This window comes from Microcoleus sp. PH2017_09_SFU_O_A, assembly GCF_020738625.1.
In the GTDB taxonomy this organism is placed as follows: Bacteria; Cyanobacteriota; Cyanobacteriia; order Cyanobacteriales; family Microcoleaceae; genus Microcoleus.
Window position 1 is genome coordinate 5,455 of record NZ_JAEQCF010000043.1, and the last position, 21,354, is coordinate 26,808.

At 46.9% G+C, this 21,354-nt stretch carries 14 protein-coding genes and 3 pseudogenes; 11 read left to right on the top strand and 6 right to left on the bottom strand.

Going from position 1 to position 21,354, the window contains the following annotated elements:
* The 4 genes and pseudogenes from JGK16_RS17060 to JGK16_RS17075 form a co-directional block, all read right to left on the bottom strand.
* Window positions 1–181, bottom strand: a pseudogene (locus tag JGK16_RS17060) (hypothetical protein); the annotation flags it as partial.
* Window positions 182–301: 120 nt separating this feature from the next.
* Complete coding sequence (locus JGK16_RS17065) at window positions 302–3,124, bottom strand: PAS domain S-box protein (RefSeq protein WP_293191457.1); 2,823 nt, start codon at window positions 3,122–3,124, stop codon at window positions 302–304.
* A gap of 729 nt (window positions 3,125–3,853) precedes the next feature.
* Window positions 3,854–6,652: an NHL repeat-containing protein gene (locus JGK16_RS17070; protein WP_293174948.1), complete on the bottom strand. Its 2,799-nt coding sequence runs from the start codon at window positions 6,650–6,652 to the stop codon at window positions 3,854–3,856.
* 209 nt (window positions 6,653–6,861) lie between these two features.
* Window positions 6,862–6,996 (bottom strand): hypothetical protein, encoded by a 135-nt coding sequence (locus tag JGK16_RS17075; protein ID WP_293174951.1) that lies wholly within the window; start codon window positions 6,994–6,996, stop codon window positions 6,862–6,864.
* 377 nt (window positions 6,997–7,373) lie between these two features.
* Between JGK16_RS17075 and JGK16_RS17080 the strand changes: the two genes are divergently transcribed.
* From JGK16_RS17080 to argH, 6 genes are all read left to right on the top strand, one after another.
* Entirely contained in the window at window positions 7,374–8,099 is a 726-nt protein-coding gene (locus JGK16_RS17080; protein WP_293155504.1) for a DUF502 domain-containing protein, read from the top strand.
* 508 nt (window positions 8,100–8,607) lie between these two features.
* Window positions 8,608–9,240: a transcription antitermination factor NusB gene (gene nusB, locus JGK16_RS17085; protein ID WP_293174954.1), complete on the top strand. Its 633-nt coding sequence runs from the start codon at window positions 8,608–8,610 to the stop codon at window positions 9,238–9,240.
* Between the two features lie 230 nt (window positions 9,241–9,470).
* Window positions 9,471–11,174, top strand: a complete 1,704-nt coding sequence (gene ftsY / locus JGK16_RS17090; RefSeq protein WP_293174957.1) for a signal recognition particle-docking protein FtsY — start codon at window positions 9,471–9,473, stop codon at window positions 11,172–11,174.
* Window positions 11,175–11,788: 614 nt separating this feature from the next.
* Window positions 11,789–13,276: a PP2C family protein-serine/threonine phosphatase gene (locus JGK16_RS17095; RefSeq protein ID WP_293174960.1), complete on the top strand. Its 1,488-nt coding sequence runs from the start codon at window positions 11,789–11,791 to the stop codon at window positions 13,274–13,276.
* Window positions 13,266–13,505, top strand: a complete 240-nt coding sequence (locus JGK16_RS17100; RefSeq protein WP_293174963.1) for a hypothetical protein — start codon at window positions 13,266–13,268, stop codon at window positions 13,503–13,505. Before JGK16_RS17095 ends, JGK16_RS17100 begins: the two co-directional genes overlap by 11 nt.
* Window positions 13,506–13,820: 315 nt before the next feature.
* Window positions 13,821–15,206 carry an argininosuccinate lyase gene (gene argH, locus JGK16_RS17105; RefSeq protein WP_293174966.1) on the top strand — a complete coding sequence of 462 codons (1,386 nt, stop codon included), beginning with the start codon at window positions 13,821–13,823 and terminating at the stop codon, window positions 15,204–15,206.
* Window positions 15,207–15,310: 104 nt separating this feature from the next.
* On the opposite strand, the gene JGK16_RS17110 is transcribed toward argH, so the two are convergent.
* Window positions 15,311–15,502, bottom strand: coding sequence for a hypothetical protein (locus JGK16_RS17110; protein ID WP_194066729.1), 192 nt, complete (start codon window positions 15,500–15,502; stop codon window positions 15,311–15,313).
* 885 nt (window positions 15,503–16,387) lie between these two features.
* Here JGK16_RS17110 and JGK16_RS17115 point away from each other — a divergent pair.
* The 5 genes and pseudogenes from JGK16_RS17115 to JGK16_RS17135 all read left to right on the top strand — a co-directional run.
* Window positions 16,388–16,549 (top strand): annotated as a pseudogene (locus tag JGK16_RS17115) (redoxin domain-containing protein); the annotation flags it as partial.
* 239 nt (window positions 16,550–16,788) lie between these two features.
* The gene (gene iscB, locus JGK16_RS17120; RefSeq protein WP_293191459.1) at window positions 16,789–18,087 is read left to right on the top strand and encodes an RNA-guided endonuclease IscB; all 1,299 of its coding nucleotides are present in this window, start codon (window positions 16,789–16,791) and stop codon (window positions 18,085–18,087) included.
* 63 nt (window positions 18,088–18,150) lie between these two features.
* Window positions 18,151–18,450: pseudogene (locus JGK16_RS17125) on the top strand (peroxiredoxin); the annotation flags it as partial.
* Window positions 18,451–18,519: 69 nt separating this feature from the next.
* Entirely contained in the window at window positions 18,520–18,975 is a 456-nt protein-coding gene (locus JGK16_RS17130) for an NUDIX hydrolase (protein WP_293185753.1), read from the top strand.
* Between the two features lie 158 nt (window positions 18,976–19,133).
* Window positions 19,134–19,940: an alpha/beta hydrolase gene (locus tag JGK16_RS17135; protein WP_293185754.1), complete on the top strand. Its 807-nt coding sequence runs from the start codon at window positions 19,134–19,136 to the stop codon at window positions 19,938–19,940.
* Window positions 19,941–20,408: 468 nt separating this feature from the next.
* Here the strand turns inward: JGK16_RS17135 and JGK16_RS17140 are convergent, their stop codons facing one another.
* Window positions 20,409–21,335 (bottom strand): pantothenate kinase, encoded by a 927-nt coding sequence (locus JGK16_RS17140; protein ID WP_293203293.1) that lies wholly within the window; start codon window positions 21,333–21,335, stop codon window positions 20,409–20,411.
* Between the last annotated feature and the right edge of the window lie 19 nt (window positions 21,336–21,354).

Consider the following 21,354-nt stretch of genomic DNA (forward strand, 5'->3'; position numbering starts at 1 on the left):
TAATTGGTAATTGGTAATTGGTAATTGGTAATTGGTAATTGGTAATTGGTAATTGGTAATTGGTAATTGGTAATTGGTAATTGGTAATTGGTAATTGGTCGTTATATAATGAATTTGCGATCGCTCCTATCCAAGAAAATTGATTAGTCGTGAGGATTTCCATCCTTGCCGAGTCAATCAAAAAGGGAGCATCTCATTTTTGCAAAAAACATTTTTTTTACAGTGCGAGCGTCCCCGCTCGCGTGCTATATCAGCACGCGAGCGGGGACAGCACTACAGATGCAAAACTGAGATGCTCCCATCAAAAATCGATCGCCCGCGACACCAAACTTGCCACCACCGCCACCAACTCAGCAGGATCGAGAGGCTTGGGTAGGTGAATTTGAAAACCCTGTCGCAGCGCCCGCACCCGTTCCTCCAGCCTACCGTAAGCTGTGAAAGCCACCGCCGGAATTTCCCTGTCCCCCATTTGCTCTCGCACTTGCGGCAGCAGAGCCTCTCCTTCAGCGGTTTGTATGCCGAGATCGATCGCCAACACATCCGGATTCAGCCTAGAAATCGCTTCCAAGGCTTCCATTCCCGAGATAGCAGTCTCCACCTCAGCTCCGCAATCTTCGAGCACTGTACGCGCAAAATCCAAGGAATCCCCGTCGCCATCAACCACCAACACCCGCACTCCCGAAAGGTTGCTGCTAACAAAAGACGGATCTATAGGGGATCTGGCCGGGGTTTCTCGAACCACAAACTCCCCAGCCCCGGTAACAGAAAATCCGCTGTCGCCCTCTTGCTGTTTAATTGGCAATCTAACGAAAAAGCTCGCTCCTTGTCCTTGGCCAGCCGATTCTACTTGCACTGTTCCCCCGTGCATTTCCACAAAATGGCGCACGAGAGCCAAACCTAGACCCAATCCGTTGTACGATCGCGTTGTAGAGGTATCAGCTTGGCTGAAACGCTCAAAAACGTGCGGCAAAAACTCTCCTGGAATCCCTTGTCCCGTGTCGCTGACTTCAATTTCCACACTAGGCGGTGACAAATTTTCACAACAGGCGGATTGTCCGGGCATACTCGTCCTCTCCACCTTGTGCAGCGCCACCCTCACCTGTCCTCCGTCAGGAGTAAACTTAATCGCATTCGACAGCAAATTCCACGCCACCTGCTGCAAGCGGCCGGAATCGCCAAACATCCGCCCCGCAGTTTGGTCGAAATCCGTCACAATTTCAATATTTTTTGCCCCAATCGCCGGAGCGAGAGTATCGATCGCACCTTCAACAGTCGAAATCAAATCTACCCACCGCAAATTCAGCGACAGTTGGCCAGTCATAATCTGCGACACGTCTAACAAATCCTCAATTAGCGTCCCGAGCGATCGCGTATTGCGGTCGATCGTTTCCAGAGCCTTAACAGTCGTTTTTTCATCAAACTTGCGGTGGCGCAGCAGTTGCGCCCATCCCAGCATCGCATTCAACGGCGTCCGCAATTCGTGGGACAAAGTTCCCAGAAACTCGTCTTTAATCCGGTTCGCCCGCGCCAATTCCTCAGCTCGATCGTGCAGTTCTTTTTCCAACTCCTTGCGAACCGTCAAATCGAGAATAAAAGCCACTGATTCTTGCCGCTTTTCCCCCAACAAAATATACCCCACCAACACCGGAATCCGGCTGCCATCGGGCCGAATGTATTCCTTTTCGTAGGGACTACAAACGCCCTCGGCCTTTGCCTCTGCGATGCCGATTTCGTCCAGCGGTAGGTACTCCGGCGGTGTAATGTCAATCCAGCGGAGTTCCCCGCGCTGCAACTGTTCCCGCGTGTAGCCAACGAGGCGCAAAAATTCGTCGTTAGCCTCACTGATACCGCCGTCAACATCGCCGAAGAGAATTCCGATCAAGTTAGATTCTGCCAACATTCTCAGCTTTTCTTGACTAGCTTTGAGTGCTGCTTCTGATTGCTTGCGATCGCTCACATCTTGGATGTAAGCCGAGCAACCAGAATCGGAAGGATAAAAACGCACTTTCAACCACTTATTCCATAACGGCACGAATTCTTCATATTCGACTGTTACCTTGTCTGCTAATGCTTTGGTGGCGATTTTGTAAGACGGTAAATCCACGGCCCAGGGATATATTTCCCAAATATTTTTCCCGATCAGTTCTGCTTGTAAGTTGCCAAAAATCTCTTGACCTTTGTGGTTAATATAGGTGAATTTCCAGTTTGAATCGAAGGCGACAAAAGCGTCGGTAATGCTTTCGATAATGTTAGTAATTCGAGCGTTTGCCGATAGTAGCGCTTGAGCTGTTTGTTCTGCTTGTTTGCGAGCTGCTTGTTCCCGGGACAAAGCCATAACACGTTCTTGTTCTGCCTGTTGGCGATCGCTAATATCGATGCAAGAACCGATGTAACCGGCAAAAGTGCGATCGGGTCTGTACAGGGGTACCCCTGTACTCACAACCCAGCGGTACTCCCCGTCATAGCGCCTCAAGCGGTACTCGATCCGGTACTCGCTGCGGGCGTCGAAGGCTCTCCGGTAAACATCCATATATTTTGGCAAGTCGTCAGGATGCAAGCTTTCCATCCAACCGATGCCGATTTCTTGCGCCAAAGTTTTACCGGTAAACTCCAACCAAACTTTGTTAAAGTAATCGCCAAGTCGATCGATATCCGACATCCAAATCATCACCGGCGCGGTATCTGCCATCATCCGAAACCTGGCTTCGCTTTCTTGGCGCTGTGCTTGAGCTGCTTTGCGATCGAGCCGTTCTTTAACTTCCCGCAGGGCCCGCTCGATCGACGGCACCAACCGCGTCAAACGCCGTTTGAGAACATAGTCTGTAGCCCCGCTTTTCAAAGTCTCAATTGCCACTTCCTCACCCAAAGTAGCCGACACAAAAATAAACGGCACTCCCGGACAAGTAGCGCGGGCCATTTCCAGCGCTGCTATCCCGTTAAAACAAGGCAGCATATAGTCTGCCAAAATAATATCAACACAGTGTTTTTCCAGCGCTACGGCAAAATCTTCCCGAGTTTCCACGCACAGCAAAGAAAAGTCTAGACCGCCATCCATGAGATATGCCTCAATCAGCTCGGCATCTAGGGGACTGTCCTCTACCAAGAGGATATTGAGCGTTTTCACAAAAATTCCTTAATATATTTTACAGAAAAATGCAATCAAAAATCCTTGAATACTTCCATTATTTACCTAATTTCCATCGCCATTCTAAAGAAAAGATAAAAAAATGCTCAGCTTACTGTTGGAACCTCTGCGCCAGGAAAGCGACTGCATTCTGAGTTGCGATCGCAAAACAACTATCTTTCTGAGTTCTGAACACAGAAGAACCCGATTTCTACCCAAAATCTGTGATACCTGTTTAAAAAAACAATGCAACTTTAGCCAAGCTGCAAACCCATACAGAATAAGTCATGACCCATCTCAAATCTCAAATTTCAAATCCTTTGAGCGATCGACCTTAACCCAGAAACCGGGTTTTTGACCCACCTAAGGCCCGCACTGTTTTATAGCAACTGCCTGAAACATACTCATCTATCCCAAGATAGATCTTTGCAAACTCGCTTTAATTCATAAACTCAGTTTCTTCAAAAAATTGTTTTTTGACCACAACAGACAATTTAAATGCGTTCGTTTTGGATGCACAAAAACTCGGTTTCTACGCAACCTACTGAATTACATATCACCTTAGCAAGGAATGTATTCCCTGTCAATAATTGTCCACAAAAAAAACAATTTGAAGCCAATACGCTTAACTTAAGAACAATCCGACTGGCAAATAATGCCTGTATTGCCTAGAAAATCGCGAAGTGAAATTCGTCAAAAATCGTTAAGTTAACCGTATTGAATTAGACGCTAAGCCAGCGACACAATACTAGCTCGTTCGTAAGGCAATTTGTTGGTCGGCAAAACCTCGATACTAATTTCCAGCGAATCCAAAGCCGGATTTTGTGCCAACAGCTTTTCGGTCAAATTCTTATTCAAAATCTCCCAGAAATCCGTTTCATTTGGATAATCAACCAAAAAATTGTCTATGCTTTTGTAAATCGGCACAAAGTCGGGATATTCAGCCTGCGTAATTCCTGGCTTGTACTGATACTTGACATCAATGTTCAGGTTATTCAAACCCTGGTGAGCGATCGAATAATTAGGAATCTTGAAATCCCAGGCTTCCCCTAATTTACCATTTGTAGTGCGACTAACGGTACTGCTGCGATCGTAAGGCAATTGGTTCGTCGGCAAAACATTCAAATCAACAGTCACCGAAGAAATTGCTGGATTTTCGGCAAGCACTTTTTCCGTCAAATTTTTGTTAACAATTTCCCAAAAATCAGTTTCGTTAGGATAGTTAACTAAAAAATCATCAACGCTCTTGTAAATCGGCACATAATCGGGATACTGATAATTTTGAATGCCCTCTTTGTACTGATAATTTACAGCAAAATTTAGGTTGTTTAACCCTTGATGGTTAATTGGGTAATTTGCCGCTGTAAAATTCCACTTCTCGGTCAGCTTACCATCGGAAGGAAAGAAAGCAATTCCTATCGGACGCTGTAACTTGCTGTCGGGAGGGACAAAAATAGAACTGTTACTCGACAAAGGATTGCTCGATATTGGCAGCGGTTCCCCAGTTTTGCCATTGTACCGCAAAACTGCACCAACATTGTTAGCATTGGCGCGGTTGTCAAAGCCAACTGCAAACAAATTGCCGATCGGCGAAAATGCCAAACCACCTACATAATTGCTACTGGGGGAAGTATCAGTATAATTGGTAGATAAAACCTTGACCAAATTCCCACTTTTTAAATTGTAGCGCCTGATATCGTTAGCAAAATCGCTCACGTAAAGGTCGCCGTCAGCGGGCCCGATTGCCATGCCCAAAAGACTCACAAATCCCTGACTCCGAGGCGAAGGATCGGGGGAAGCAAAGATACTTGACTGCCCAGTTTGCGGGTTGTAAAGCAGCACCTGGCTGGCGAAACCTGCACTAAAATCAGCTTTGCCATCACGAGCAACACTCCCCTGCGTTGTCACGTACAAATTGCCGTCAGGAGCAAACAGTAAATTGTTCGGCCCATTCAATCCTCCCGCTTGCTGATTCCCCGTTGCAAATACATCTATAAATTGTCCTGTTTTGCCGTTGTATCTAAGAATTTGATCGGTCAAAAAACTGCTGACATAAAAATTACCGTCGGCACCAAAAGCTAAACCGTAAGGACGAGATAATCCGCCAGTTTCATCAGCAGTAGTGTTCGGATTGTCGCCGACAAACTTATCAATAAATCTGCCACTAACTCCGTCATATCGCAATACGGCAGATGCTGTCGGCTGTCCGGAATTCCCTGGCTTGTCACCGCTGGCAATGTAAATGTCCGGCTTACCGTCGCCGTTGCCATCTGGGCCAAAAAGAATTGTATCTGGACTAGACAAACCGCCGCTGCCCGCTGGGATAAATTCGCTTAGAAGATTGCCCGTACTGCCGTCAAACCGCAGTACATTATTGCCTCTGGTATTGCCAACTAGGAAAGTTCCTTGAGGATTGCTTGGTTGAGTGCGAGTAACTTTGCTGGTGCGGTTATAGGGTAATGTTTGGCTTGGCAAAACGTTCAAGTCGATCTTAATTGCTGCCAAGCTAGAATTTTCGTTGAGGATATTTTGAGTTAATTTTTTGTTGACAATTTCCCAGAAATCTGTCTCATTGGGATACTTGCTTAAAAAGTTATCAATGCTCTTGAGAATTGACAGGGAATCGGGATATTCGTTTGGGGGAATCCCCGGTTTGTACTGGTAATCAACATCGAGATTGAGCTTGTTCAATCCTTGGTGATTAATTGCGTAGTTTTTCAAGGAAAAGTTGCCATTTTCTTTTGGTTGACCGGCACGACTGCGGAAAACTGTAGTTGCTCGTTCGTAGGGCAATCTGTTCGTTGGCAAAACTTCGAGTTGGATGGTAACATCGGTCAGTGCCGGATTTTCGTCTAGCACTTTTTGACTGAGATTTTTGTTGATATTTTCCCAGGTGTCCGTTTCGTTGGGATAGTTAACTAGGAAGTTATCAATACTTTTGTAGATTGGCACAAAATCGGGATATTCATTTTTGGTGATTCCGGGTTTTAAGCCGTAACCAATTTTGATATTGAGGGTGTTTAAACCTTGGTGGTCGATGGTATAATCTGGGAAATTGAAAGCCCATTTTTCTGAAGGTAATAGCGCAGCAGTTCGGGATTGCGATCGCTCTGGAACTATACCAGTATCACCGATAGCAAAATCCATGCCTGTAAGTTCGTCTCTGTGAAGTTGAGTGGAGATATCGGTCTGGGATGTTAGACTGCGATCGACTTTAAGATTGTCGTCTGGTGAGTGCGGGAGCCGGAAGTCGGTGATTTGGTCAAAAAGGTCGTTAGCGAAGCCCTCGTAGAGGATCGCACTACCAGTCGCACCGGCAACCAAATCGGATGTTTGAGTCAAACCATAGCTGGTATCAAATAAAACATTCGTATCCCCGATCGCAATTTGGGTCAATCGATTTAGGCGATCCTCTACGAGGGCTTCGCTAACGAACTTACTGCCAAATAAGTCTGGTATTTCTGCTGAAACACCCGCAATATTTCCCTGAAGAGGTTTTGCTTCAAACAGTCCGGCTGTATTCAACATAAGCTATTATTGGCGAGATTCCCGCGATCGCAGATAAATTTGACTATATTTTACGGTTTTTCAAAGAATAGTCAACCAGTTTGAGATTTGAGATTGGAGATTTACTCGCAGAATTGAATTTGGGATTATGAACTTTGGTGTAATTTTTTTGACCTTCCAATCAGGAGTCTACGTGGCACGGCATCCATTTTTTAGGGGAGTCAAATAGTTTAAGAAGTAGCTGGCATTTGAGAAACATTTAATCTAAAGTCTCTCACCTTTCTCGATCGCAGTTCTGGCAAGTTCTCAAAAAAGAGATTGTCCGATGGGAGCGGGCGCGATCGCGATACAATCGCCACTGGCATTGTTCTAGCCCGCCTCATCCTAAAAATTTATCAATTGTGGAAGCAGCCCAAAAGCCCTCTACAGGAAACACCCCGACTCCGGCCACCTCAACACAGCGATCTGATTGGTTGATTCCGAGCTAAAATGTCTTAAAATATACAATAGGGTGAGCTGTTGCACAGCCCGCATATATTAAAATCAGGCGCTTTGCCTGCAATAATTCTTTAAAATATAGATACAGCACCGCCGATCCCTAACTCTTCCGCGCTCGGCAAGCGTAGGGTTTGGCAGCAGAGAAGACGATCCAAAATGGTCAATTCCAGTAAAGCCCGTGCAGTTGCTTTATTCTCAGGTTTATCAGGTGATTGCAACCAGTTACGAGGAGATTTGAACCGCCGTGCTCCAACGCATCAAACAAGACTTAAAAAATGACCTGATCGCAGGTCTGCTGGTAGTGATACCTTTAGCTACCACCATCTGGCTGACAATTACCGTCGCCAGTTGGGTAATCAATTTTCTTACCAAAATTCCCAAGCAGATTAATCCTTTTGACGGACTCCACCCGATTTTGGTCAACCTGCTAAATCTCTTAGTAGGGCTGGCTGTACCCCTGCTGAGCATTTTAGTCATTGGTTTGATGGCCCGCAACATCTTCGGGAAGTGGCTGCTAGACTTTGGCGAACGCCTGTTACAGGCAATTCCCCTAGCGGGTTCGGTTTACAAAACCTTGAAACAACTGCTGGGAACTATCCTCAAATCTAATGATAAATTTCGCCGGGTGGTGTTGGTAGAGTATCCCCGGCGGGGAATCTGGACTTTGGCATTTGTGACCGGTACGATCGAGAGTAACGACATTCCGTCTCATTTGTCCGGCGAAAGCCCGATCGGCATTTTCATCCCCACCACTCCCAACCCCACCACCGGATGGTACGCTATAGTCCCGGAAGCAGATGTCGTTAATTTGTCAATGTCGATCGAAGATGCCTTTAAAGTGGTGATCTCCGGCGGCATCGTCAACCCCAGCAACTCAGTTGCGGTCACCGCCGACAACCCCCCCGGCAAAACACTCGAACCCTTGCTATCCGAATCAAGATACCAGCCTGTACCAGTCGAAGAAGATTAGACAAGGCTGTAAAAGTCCTTTTAATCTTTTAATCAAATTTTCGGACGGGCTAGAAGCCCATCCCACAAAACAAAAAAATTGTGGGATGGGCTTCTAGCCCGTCCGAATTATTTTTGCAACTCACGTATATTGAACCAACTGGAAGCGCAGAAAGCCTACACTCAGAAACCGGGTTTCTCTGATACATCTTGGGTTTCAAAGCGAAGTATCTCCTAAGAAACTCGATGGGGAGAGGGGGAGAGGGGGGAGAGGGGGAGAAAGAGTTTCTTTCATCCATAACGGGTGGGCAGCCTCCGTGGGACGCTCCTAAGAAACCGGGTTTCTAGCCAGTAAATTTTCCCAATAATAATTGATCCTAGGTATCTAAAACCTGCCCAGAAACAATCGTTACTGAGGGCAGGTTTTTTTGGGAGTTTTTCTGCTAAAGTCCAAGTCTATGCTCTGAACCAGCGCTTAGCAATCTCAACAATTCTGAAATTCCTAAACTCCCAATTTCTATCTAAAAAATATGAAAAAAGCACGCGAAACCTCACGCGAACTCGCACTCCTCGGCATCAGCCAACTGCCGACTAATCCAGAACTCTTAGAAGCCAAGAAACTGCAAGATGTTCTCCTCGCAGCCATCCGCACTCTGACGACAGAAGTTCAAGAATCCCTAGAAGCAGCAGCTTCGGAAGTACAGCGGGGTAGCGACAAACTCCTGGCTAGCGAAATCCGCGCCGCTGATATACAAAGTGCTAGAGCGATGGTGCGCGAAGCACTCGAACTCACCCAAACCGCCATCAACCGTCTCGGTTCATCGATGGAGTTTCCAGAACTGCTTCAGCTTGCCAACCAGCAAGATGTCCGCACCTATGCTTTGCAAATCCTGACCAAAGTCAGCGCCAACCGCGTTCAAATTGATGAATTGCTCTCGGAAGCCCTGGTAGACTGGCAAATCGATCGCCTGCCCAGGATCGATCGAGATATCATGAGAATCGCGATCGCCGAAATCCTCTATCTCGGCTTACCCGAACAAGTCAGCGTCAACGAAGCCGTCCAACTGGCAAAACGCTACAGCGGCGACGAAGGACATCGGTTCATCAACGGAGTCCTCCGCCGAGTCGTCGATAAAATCAATGCAGAAGTTGTAAGTCAGTAGTCAGTAGTCATTGGTCAGTAGTCAGTAGTCATTGGTCAGTAGTCATTGGTCATTGGTCATTGGTCATTGGTCATTGGTCATTGGTCATTGGTCATTGGTCATTGGTCATTGGTCATTGGTCATTGGTTATTGGTCATTCGCGATCGGCAATCCGCAATCCGCAATCCGCTCTACACTAAGGACTGATGGCTAAATGACTAATAACTATTCTCTATTCCCCATTTACTTCTATGGTATTTAATTGGTTTCGTCGCCAGTACAGCGAAAGCGGATCTTCTGAACCAGAAACTCCCCCCGAACAGCCCCAAGATGAGGCGGCAAAATCCGCATCGGTTGAGCCTCAAACAGATGCAGCAGTTGAGGAAACTTCCCCCGCTGTAGCTGAGGATTATCTCAATTGGGCCAAAGCTGCTTACAAAAATATTCAAAAACAGCAAAAACCTGAAACAGAAGTTGCCCAGACAGCATCGGCGGAAGTTCCAGCAGCCGAAACAGAATTTGTAGAAGTTGCAGAAGCCGCACCAACTGTTGCAGAAGTTTCAGAAATTGCACCACCACCGCAGAATGAAAGTACCGATGGTCAAGAACCAGATGCAGCCATCCCAGTAGAGATTCCCGAACCTCTGCCACCATCATCCGAGTCGATCGCGCCTCAACCTGTTACTCAAAAATTAGAAGTTACAGCAGAAAATATAGCAATTGCCCAACCTGCAACTGAGCTTGCAGACACAGAATCGATCGCATCTGAGGACTCTACAGCCGAAGCCCTGCCGTTTTGGGCCCGAGCTGGGGCCGATCGCATGGATCGCATCGAACGCCTCAAGGAAACCGCCCTTGAGGAACCAGAAGTCATCGCCAACGCCGCCGAAAGAGCCGCAATAATCGAAGAAATTCCCGGTTTTGCCTTTGACGAAGGCTTCCTCTGGTCATCTGAAATCCTAGCCAGTCAAGGGCGCCGGCCAGATCAAGTATCCGTCGAGGAAATCAGTTGGCTGCAAAAACTGCGGAAAGGTTTGGAAAGAACTCGCCGCAGCTTAATTAATCGACTAAAGGCGATCGTCGGTCAAGGCCCGCTCAATCAAGACGCCGTAGCTGAAATTGAGACTTTGCTCCTACAAGCCGATGTCGGAGTCGCCGCCACCGACATCATTATCAACCGCCTCCAAGAAAGACTCAAACAAGAAGTCTTGCCGCCAGAACAGGCTCTAGCCTTTCTCAAAAGCATCCTGCGCGACATTCTCGACGCTCCGACAGCCGAAACCGCCGCCGGCAATCCCGCCTACAGCCTGACATTTGCCCCAGAAAAAGACACCTTCAACATCTGGTTAATTGTAGGAGTCAACGGTGCGGGCAAAACTACGACGATCGGCAAACTAGCCCACATCGCCCAAAAATCCGGCTACAAAACCCTGATTGCCGCTGCCGACACTTTCCGCGCCGCCGCCGTCGAACAAGTCAAAGTTTGGGGTTCCCGCAGCGGCGTGGAAATTATTGCCAATCCAGGGAAAAATACCGATCCGGCTGCTGTCGTGTTTGATGCGATCGCCGCCGCCAGCGCCCGAGGCACAGAATTGTTGATCGTAGACACCGCAGGCCGCCTGCAAAACAAAAAAAATCTGATGGACGAATTAAGTAAAATCCGTCGCATTGTAGACAAAAAAGCCCCAGGCGCTACCGTAGAATCTCTACTGGTCTTGGATGCCACCCTAGGTCAAAATGGTTTGCGACAGGCAGAAGTTTTCGCAGAATCGGCAAAATTAAGCGGAGTAGTATTGACAAAACTTGACGGTTCTGCTAAAGGTGGTGTTGCCCTAGCAGTAGTGCAGCAGCTAGGTCTGCCAATCCGGTTTATTGGAGTGGGGGAAAGCATCGAAGATTTGCGCCCGTTTTCTAGTTACGAATTTGTCGAAGCCCTACTCGATTTTAGATTTTAGATTTTAGATTTTAGATTGATGAGGTATCTCTAGCCGTCCCGATTTTTGGAGGCGGACACAGATATTCAAAATCTCAAATTATTAACCTCAAACTACCATCGCAGGACTTGTGCCGATCGCCACCTGACGGTCTGTGGAAAACTAAATATCTAGAAACAATACCTTAAAACCTTCTGTTATTACTTGCTTGCGATCGACGAAGCGCCATCAATTGGTGTCAACTTAAGGTCTCAGGTAGTAACGTTTTACTCTCTGAGGCTTAGGCCCGCCGATCGGCCTGGCGCCCCCTTAAAAAGCAGTGTGGTTTTATTGTCATCAGATAAATTAGGTACGTAGTTGGGATGCGAGCCCTCTTTATCTATACGCCTAAAGAGGGCTCGCATCCCAACTACATACCTTGATTAAGTAGTTTCAGAAGGGCTCAAAGTCTCCCTTATTAAGGGGGATTTAGACTCAGCTATAAACGAGATTTCTTGAGGATTTCAGGCTTAAATTCACACCAATGACCTACTGCCCAAACTACTTGCTCCAAAAACAACCGGATTTCTGTTCGTGTGGTGCGTAATTCCTCACTCAATCAATCTCCTTTTAAGATCGAAAATCACCAATCTAAAATGACTGCTGTGCCCTTGCCTCGCCCCTCACCTCAACCTGCTGACCGCCCTACGGGTCGCAATTCCACCGACGCGACGCCAGTATTTGCCCTCAAAGAACTGGTGGCGCGCTTGCACCGATACCAGCACAACGTTCAAGATATGTTGGGCTCGCTGGGATTTGCCCTGCGTAGTTTTAACAATCTCAACCAATTTTTGGAGTTGGTGCCTCTGGTGGCAACTCGCGTTACCGACGCCGACGGGGGAGCTCTGGTGCTCTTCAAACCCAACGGTCAAGTTCGGTTCCAGCAGTTGCACTGTCAGGAAGGACGGCAGTGCCAAGATATGCGGAAAGCGCTGGAAATAGCCACCAGGCAAGCTACAGCAGGTGCGGGCGCGGCTGGTGAATCTTTTTCTCAAACCTCTGGGCAAACTTCTAGTCTTGACTTGCAAGTCGGCCGTTATTTGGGCCCGGATGTTCATTTGTTTGGGGCGCCAATTTTAGTCAAGAATTTGGAACGCGGACGGCTGTTTGTTTTTAGCAGTGACCCACAATATGTTTGGACTCCGGGCCGACAGAAATTAGTTCGGTTGGTGGCGGATCAAACCGCCGTGGCAATCTGCAAAGACGAACTGACGGTGAAGTTGGCCGAAAAAGAACGCCTGGACAGAGAGTTAGAAATTGGGGCGGAAATTCAATTGCGGCTGCAACCCCGCAGTTGTCCCACAATTCCCGGTCTTGATGTGGCCGCGCGCTGCCAAACTGCTAGCAGAGTCGGCGGTGATTATTATGATTTTATTCCCGCTGACTATGACCCGATCGGCAAGGAAAATGAGGGGGAACACCCCCCATCCCTGATTAAAAATCTCAAGTCCAAAATCGACAAGGGTCGCTGGAGCATCGTCATTGGCGATGTGATGGGCAAAGGGGTACCGGCTGGCCTGTTGATGACGATGACGCGGGGTATGCTGCGGGCGGAGGTTTTGAACCGCCATTCGCCTGCGAGAATTTTGCAACATTTAAACCGGGTAATGCACGCGGATTTGGAGAATTCTCACCGTTTTGTGACTCTGTTTTATTCGGAGTACGATCCGAAAACTCGCATTCTGTCTTACAGTAATGCTGCTCACCACCCGCCTTTGCTGTGGCAAGCTGCAACTAATTCGATTGTTCGGCTCGATACTTTGGAGGGAATGTTGATTGGCCTGGATGCTGATTCGCACTACCAAGAAGCCCACGTGCAATTGCAGCCTGGTGATACTATTATTTATTACACAGACGGATTTACTGATGCTGCTAATCAAAGGGGCGATCGCTTTGATGAGGATAACTTGACCGCGGCTTTTCAGTGGGCTTGTCAAAATTATCAGCAGTCTGAGGAAATTCTGGATTATTTGTTCGATCGCGTTCACCAGTTTATCGGCATCGGCAACCGCAATGAAGATGACATGACACTGGTTGTACTTAGGGTAACACCGACCACAGGAGAAAATCACCATGATAGTTAATTTAATGCCGGAAATTATTACTGGATTTACCAGCTCGATTCATTGGCATGACGCCGTTCATTTGTTAGTTGTGAAATCTCATTTGAGTTCGCCTGTGATATTGGGTCAAAGCTACGAGATTTTTACTAATTTCCAGAAAGCTTGGAACAATTTTGTTTCGACTGGTCAGATAGGAGCTTTTTTTATAGGTATTTTCATTGGCTGGTTCATTAAAGGGATTATTCCTTAGAGTTATTCTCTAAGAGGTCGTCAGGAAGGGATTTCAAAGGTTCGCCGTCAGGACTTCAGTCCTTTCTGATGCAGCAGCATAATTTTAATAATTTTGTAGTCTAGAATTCAGTTTTTTAGTGTCAATACAGGTATACAAAGTTTGTAGTAATTACCTTAGTCCTTTCTTGCCGAATTTGGGACGAAGGACTTGCCTTATTTACTGCGAACCGGAGGACTCAAATCCTGAGTGCGAACCGAAGGACTAAAGTCCTTACTACGAAACAGTTTTTAGAGAGTTCTGCAAGAGAGATATAATTTAGTTTTACATTCAGCAATGACCACACAACCGAAAACTTGGAGTCAAAGATTTGAGTCGGCGCTGCACCCAGCGATCGCCCGATTCAATGCTAGTATTGGCTTCGATATAGAACTGATTGAGTATGACTTGACCGGTTCTATCGCTCATGCTAAGATGCTCGCCAAAACTGGGATTATTTCCGCATCAGAAGGCGAACAGCTAGTCAATGGTTTGGAACAAATCCGCCGCGAATACCGCCAAGGTCTTTTTGTGCCGGGAGTTGATGCAGAAGACGTTCACTTTGCTGTAGAAAAGCGCCTGACGGATATCGTCGGGGATGCGGGCAAAAAGCTGCACACGGCCCGATCGCGCAATGACCAAGCCGGCACCGATACTCGTTTGTATTTGCGCGATCGCATCGCAGAAATTCGCGAGCAATTGCGGGAATTTCAAGGGGTTTTGCTCGAAATTGCAGAACTCAACGTCGAAACTTTAATCCCCGGTTACACGCACTTACAGCGCGCTCAGCCAATCAGTTTGGCTCATTACTTGTTAGCTTATTTTGAAATGTCCGATCGCGATTGGGAACGCCTTGGCGATGTCTTGAAGCGGGTGAATATTTCGCCTTTGGGTTGCGGCGCGCTGGCGGGGACGACTTTCCCGATCGACCGACACTATAGCGCAGAACTCTTGGAGTTTGACCAGGTTTATGCTAATAGTTTAGATGGAGTGAGCGATCGAGATTTTGCGATCGAATTTCTCGCAGCCGCCAGCTTAATTATGGTACACCTGAGCCGCTTGTCAGAAGAAATGATTTTGTGGTCTTCTCACGAATTTGGATTTATTACGCTCAAAGATAGCTGCGCTACGGGCTCTAGCATCATGCCCCAGAAAAAAAATCCCGACGTGCCGGAGTTGGTGCGGGGCAAGGCGGGGCGGGTTTTCGGTCATTTGCAAGCCTTGCTTGTAGTAGTGAAGGGATTGCCTTTGGCCTACAACAAAGATTTGCAAGAAGATAAAGAAGCTTTGTTTGATACCGTCAAAACTGTACAAGGTTGCTTGGAAGCAATGACGATTTTGCTGCGGGAAGGAATCGCGTTTAACACCAATCGCCTTGCCAGTGCCGTTACAGAAGACTTTTCTAACGCTACAGACGTAGCAGATTATTTGGCTGCTAAGGGCGTTCCCTTCCGGGAATCTTACAACCTTGTGGGCAAAGTTGTGAAAACTTGTCTGTCGGGGGGCAAACTCCTCAAAGATTTGACACTTGAGGAGTGGAAAGACTTGCACCCAGCTTTTGATACAGACATTTATAGCGCGATCGCACCGACTCAAGTGGTCGCTGCTCGCAATAGTTACGGTGGCACCGGATTTGAACAAGTGAGAAAATCACTGATTGCTGCGCGCGATCGGATCGCCTAAACTATCCTCGTTGAATTCTTAGGCAAATTCAGAATGGCTATCTCTCCTTAGAACGATCGTGTTTTGCACTCTCGGTTCTAAGTTGGGCAGATAGCCTGACTATATTACTCTTCAGCAGCAGCCATATCTTTGTCCCGTCCGCCGCCGCTCATGGCGCCCATCCCGCCGCCGTTGCCGCCGTCAAATCGCCTTCTCTTGTTGGAGAACATATCTTGATTTCTCCGCTTGCGAAACTTGCGAGCGTATGCTTGATTTCGTTGTGCCTTCTCTTTCTTGAGATTGCGGCGCTTAGCCATTCTGACCTCACTAATAAACATTGACATTCCCCAAGCTTTCGGCGAGGGGATTCTTCAGGTTAAAACTCTCAGCACTTGCTTGTGACTGAGATTCTGGCTTGGGTGAAGTCACTTGTTTCCGACAGGATTGCTCCAGCGGCTTTAGAGGTGTCTTCTCCCCAAGCGTGAATTCCGGTATACCCTACCGTACTCGATCGATTCTCTTTAATGTAGTTAGGTTTTGTTCAAATTTAGCTTTCCTAAACCGCAACACCGATCGGTGTGACTGCGAACTCAACTAATTGAGTGCGAGTTTTTACGTTGTCTAGTTATACTCAATTTTAGACCGATGACGATTATATCACACCCGGCACTATTACCGATCGACAAGAACAGTCCCTCGACTGAGAGTCTCTTGAGTCGCTCTTCATCAGCGCGCGATCGGGACGCAACATTTTTTACTTGCGAAAATATTCTAAAAACTCTTGACCGAGAAGCGGGGCCGGGGCCCCTAGCTTCAGATATGGGGCCCCGGCCTGTAGCGGCGACCGCCGCCTAGAAACGAGTGCGCGGCCCCGGCCACCGTGATAAAATAGTAGAAGCGATTAAGAATCACCATCTACACGTTGAATCAATCTAGTACGGAGAAATCCCGGCAACCGAGATATCTGGCGCGAGATCCAGAATACTTAAAGGGCAAATAAAGGCAGATTGAGGAGTGTACCTAACTGGCAAAAGTGATGGACTCAAGCAAGCAAAACATACTAAAAGTAAGCCCAATCGCAACATCTTCGGATAGTTGATCTTGAGGGTCTAGAGGGACACTTGAATGTCCCGCTGTCGCCTTTTCTAGGTGGGCAGGAATCCCCGTTGCTTCAGCGCTGGGGAGGTTCAAAAATACCACAAATGACACTAAATCCTGGTGATGTAGCCCCTGTTTTCAGCCTGCCCGACGCTGCCGGCCAACTTGTGGGCCTCGCAGATTTTCGAGGCCGACGAGTTGTACTTTATTTTTATCCTCGGGATAACACCCCCGGCTGTACCAAAGAAGCTTGTGCCTTTCGCGAGTAGCAAAGAAATGGAGTAAATCGGAGTTTCCAGTTTACCCCAGGGATAAAAACCCTGCTACACCAGAATAAGATCCTTGAGATCTACGCTACCTGAGGTCAAAACCCCAATAGAATTCGCTAGTTCTAAGCGGTTTGGCAAATAGAACATTGCCTAGTTTTTGAAGGTGAAACACTATTGCCAGTGACAAGTCTCAGGAGCATTTTCAAAGCAAACATCACCCGAAAGGCGAAGCAGAAATGCAACCAACCAAACAACAGAACTGGGTATTTCAAATCAACGGAGATAAGCAACCGTTAGATATGATTCACCCCGGCAGATGCCGAGAATTACAAAATCGTGGGAAGCTTGCCAGTTTTCGCAGATTCCCTTATGTCGTAATCCAGCAACAAACTATCGAAAGCCTCCAAACAAAGGAATACATCCTCAAGATTGACCCAGGTAGTCAGTGGACAGGGTTTGCCATTCAATGTGGCGATAATATCTTGTTTCGAGCAGAACTAAATCACCGAGGAGAATCAATCAAATTCGATTTAGTTAAACGAGCATGGTTTAGACGTGGAAGACGTTCGCGCAATTTACGCTATCGCAAGAAACGATTGAATCGTGCCAAGCCAGAGGGTTGGTTAGCTCCATCAATTCGACACAGAGTGCTAACAGTTGAAACTTGGATTAAACGCTTTATGCGGTATTGTCCAATTGCCTGGATCGAAATTGAACAAGTTCGGTTTGATACGCAAAAGTTAGCTAATCCAGAAATAGATGGAGTTGAATACCAACAAGGTGAATTACAAGGATACGAAGTGCGTGAATACTTGTTGCAAAAGTGGGGTAGAAAATGCGATTACTGTGGCACAGAAAACGTACCGCTAGAAGTTGAGCATATTCAATCTAAGTCGAAAGGGGGGAGTAGCCGCATTGGAAATCTAACTCTAGCTTGTCATGTCTGTAATGTCAAAAAAGGTAACTTGGACGTTCGCGATTTCTTGGCAAAATCACCTGACATTTTGAATCAAGTTTTAGAGAATTCCACAAAACCGTTAAAAGATGCGGCTGCGGTCAATTCAACCAGATACGCAATAGTGAAAATGGCTAAATCTATTTGCGAGAACGTGAAATGCTCCTCAGGTGCAAGAACGAAAATGAACCGAGTGCGTCAAGGTCTTGAAAAAACTCACAGCCTTGATGCTGCTTGTGTTGGCGAGTCTGGGGCAAGCATTCGAGTTCTCACCGATCGACCTCTATTGATTACCTGTAAAGGTCATGGCAGCCGCCAATCCATTCGAGTTAATGCTTCTGGATTTCCGGCAGTGAAAAACGCTAAAACTGTTTTTACTCACATTGCAGCAGGTGATGTAGTCAGGTTTACTATCGGCAAAGACCGGAAAAAAGCTCAAGCTGGAACTTATACGGCAAGAGTTAAAACACCTACTCCAAAAGGGTTTGAGGTTTTGATCGATGGCGCAAGAATAAGTCTCTCAACCATGAGCAATGTAGTTTTCGTACATAGGAGTGACGGCTATGGCTATGAGCTTTAATTTGCTCCCGTTGACTCGGAATTACTCCAATAAAACGATTTCTAGCGATCGGACTACGAGTCGCGAAATATTGCAGTGATCGGTGTCAGTACAGACGGGGCAAAATCTCACACCAAGTTTGCAGCTAAATATCAACTGCCTTTTCCCTTGCTGTGCGACTCAAACGCCGAAGTGGCAACCGCCTACGGTTGTTACGGACTCAAAAAATTTATGGGCAAAGAATTTATGGGCATTACTCGATCGACCTTCGCGATCGACCCTAATGGTAGGATTGAAAATGTTTGGCGCAAAGTCAAACCAGAATCTCACGCAGCGGAGATTTTAGGACAGTTGCCGGACATTTTGCCTGAAAGAAGAATATAATAATTCTGACCCCAAATCTGCGAGATAGCAGGTCTAAAATTACTTTCCCCTAAACAAGCTTTTGAGTGTATGCGTAGATTGTGGCAATTTGTACAGACTGTGCTGGGTCTGATTTTTCGACATCCCGTCACTGGTACCGCCGTGATTCCTGTGTTACCTGACGGGCGAATAGTGTTAATTCGACGCCGCGACAACGGTCGCTGGGCACTTCCGGGAGGTATGGTGGATTGGGGAGAGGATATTCCGACAACAGTGCGCCGAGAATTGGCGGAGGAAACAGGACTCGATTTAGTCAAAATTCGTCGCTTGGTGGGCGTTTATTCGGCTGCCGATCGAGATCCTCGCTTGCACTCGATTTGTATCGTGGTGGAAGCAGAGGTGCAGGGCAAGATGCAAGTTCAGGATTCGCTTGAAATCAGCGAGGTGGAGGCTTTTTTGCCGACTGCGCTGCCGGAAGACCAGCTTAGCCATGATAATGGCGAACACTTGCAGAACTATTTTCAAGGCCTGACAACTTTAGCGTAAATTCTCAGGGCATCTACATTTGAGCAACGTTGGGAATTACCTCACCTTAACAAGCTACCTTTTATTAGTAGGGAATTAATTTTTAATGTTTCCATGCTTTAATTTATGATATCTGAACATTAATTTAATAATCTTTTTATTGCTGAATATTAAACCGGATGTACTCACCGTTACGCAATTCTCGGGTCAAACTCTCTTTAGGACACATTTTCTGGCGCGAAGTCGGCAGAGGCCCAAATTTAGTATTTTTGCATGGTTCTTGGGGCGACGGCAGTCAGTGGCTGCGGACGATCGAGCTTTTGAGCCCGGACTTCCAATGCTTCGCACCAGATTTGCTGGGCTTTGGCGACTCGGAACACCCAAATGTTAATTATTCGATCGATCTGGAAGTAGAATGTCTCGCCCAATACCTCGATGCTTTGAACCTGCAAGAGGTTTATTTAATTGGTGACTCTTTGGGCGGCTGGGTGGCTGCTAGCTACGCCATCAAATATCCCGATCGAGTTCAGGGTTTAGTGTTGTTAGCCCCAGAAGGCGTCAAGGCTGGCAACCAGGGGGGGCGGTGGCAGACGGCTAGCTGGCTGATAGCTCAACCTCCGTTGGCATACTGGTTGTTGCGATCGATCTATCCAATTGCTAAGTTGCTGGGGGGTCAAAAGCAGATTGACAGACTGCTAAACTTGAGACAGCAGTTGATGCAGTCCCCAGTTGCCGTGCAGTTGCTGTTCGGGCGGCGGCGGTCTGAAATTATAGCAGAGTTAGTTGATGAGAATTTGGCCTTGCTGAAAGCGCCTGTTTTGGTTTTGCAAGGTTCTGAAGATACCCCCGCAGCTTTGTCTCTGTGTCAATCCTATGCCGCTCTGGCTCCTAATGCCGAACTGGAATCTGTCAGTCCGGGAGACATCAATTTGCCGCAGGAAGTCCCGGATATTGTTGCTCGCTATATTCGCCAGTTTGCCAAATGAATTGATAATTGGTCATTAGTCATTAGTCATTGGTCATTGGTCATTGGTACACCTTTTAAAAAGGTATGTTGTTGCGCTTGAGCGCTCTTTATATGCAAGAGCGCTTAAGCGCAACAACGTGCCTAATATGCAAGAGCGCTTAAGCGCAACAACGTGCCTAATATGCAAGAGCGCTTAAGCGCAACAACGTGCCTAATAAACATTAACCTGCATAATAGAGCCAGTTGCTGCGTTTAACACTGTGTTGATTGAGGCAGATTTTTTCTGTTCTTATTATTCCCATTCCGATTGATTGCAAAGAATTGGTCGCCGTCAACATTTAACAAACTAATATGAATTAAAAAAAATACAACTGTATGCCCCTGTTCCCAACCTGTACGGAATCAATCATTACCAATTCTTCAACATCAAATCTCAATCAATTGGTCAATCCCCCAATCCCTCAATCTAAAATCTAAAATCTAAAATCTAAAATCCCACGGTTCCCCAAAAAATAGCCTCTGGTGCGTCAATTACCGAGGAAGCCGTATCGGGAAATAGTGCGGTGAGGTATTTCAATAACAAAATGCGATCGCCCCCCGTGACTGCAATTTTGCTATTCGGAAACAATCTCCGCCAATCTTCAATAAAATCCCTAACTCCTGCCACCGCCGCATATACAACCCCGCTTTGAATTGCCCCAGCAGTATCTGTAGCCCAGCGACGCGGCAAATTTTCTGGTAAGCCTACTGAGGGCAATGCAGCGGTTTTTTTCCCTAACGAGGACAACTGCAAACCCAAACCCGGTAAGATGGCACCCCCGACTAAATACCTATTGACATTAGCCCCAGTAAATGTTAGAGCTGTACCAGCATCTATCAGTAAAATTGGCCAACCCAATTGGTTGCCAGCACCCAATAAAGCTAAAGCTCTGTCAATCCCCAGGCTAGGATAGAGTCCCCCGATCGGTAACTGGTCTAAAGTAATAATTCGGACTTCAGGATAACTCTGCCAAATTGCTGTTTGCTGGGGAACTACTGAGGCCAAAACTAAAGGTGGCGGCACTACAGAAAGTGTGTGAGGACTAGACACAGCGGGAGTAGCAGGAAGACAAAGCAGATTTTGAGCTGATATTTGCTCGATCGACCTCATCACCGTTTCCACCAAATATTCCGCTTTTTCTGCCTCACAGAGCCGGGAAACAGCATCAGTTTTGAGATGCTCAGTATCCCATGTTCTCTCCAAAGTTCTGCCCTTAAATAATCCCCAGTGCAACCGCGAATTGCCGATCGCCAAAGCTATTTTAACCAGGCTTTTACCTGTCAATCCAGCGATCGGGTTGTCAGTGCCAGATCCCGGACAAAAATTGTCGGCAATTGAGTTTTTCATGTTCATCGATCGATCGCGCGCAAACATTATCACTAAAGATAGATTT

Coding starts and splice junctions, on each gene's coding strand:
- JGK16_RS17130 (WP_293185753.1), top strand. CDS start 18,520: ATGCGTAGATTGTGGCAATTTGTACAGACTGTGCTGGGTCTGATTTTT.
- JGK16_RS17140 (WP_293203293.1), bottom strand. CDS start 21,335: ATGTTTGCGCGCGATCGATCGATGAACATGAAAAACTCAATTGCCGAC.
- nusB (WP_293174954.1), top strand. CDS start 8,608: ATGAAAAAAGCACGCGAAACCTCACGCGAACTCGCACTCCTCGGCATC.
- ftsY (WP_293174957.1), top strand. CDS start 9,471: ATGGTATTTAATTGGTTTCGTCGCCAGTACAGCGAAAGCGGATCTTCT.
- iscB (WP_293191459.1), top strand. CDS start 16,789: ATGCAACCAACCAAACAACAGAACTGGGTATTTCAAATCAACGGAGAT.
- JGK16_RS17110 (WP_194066729.1), bottom strand. CDS start 15,502: ATGGCTAAGCGCCGCAATCTCAAGAAAGAGAAGGCACAACGAAATCAA.
- JGK16_RS17135 (WP_293185754.1), top strand. CDS start 19,134: ATGTACTCACCGTTACGCAATTCTCGGGTCAAACTCTCTTTAGGACAC.
- JGK16_RS17095 (WP_293174960.1), top strand. CDS start 11,789: ATGACTGCTGTGCCCTTGCCTCGCCCCTCACCTCAACCTGCTGACCGC.
- argH (WP_293174966.1), top strand. CDS start 13,821: ATGACCACACAACCGAAAACTTGGAGTCAAAGATTTGAGTCGGCGCTG.
- JGK16_RS17075 (WP_293174951.1), bottom strand. CDS start 6,996: ATGCCAGTGGCGATTGTATCGCGATCGCGCCCGCTCCCATCGGACAAT.
- JGK16_RS17070 (WP_293174948.1), bottom strand. CDS start 6,652: ATGTTGAATACAGCCGGACTGTTTGAAGCAAAACCTCTTCAGGGAAAT.
- JGK16_RS17100 (WP_293174963.1), top strand. CDS start 13,266: ATGATAGTTAATTTAATGCCGGAAATTATTACTGGATTTACCAGCTCG.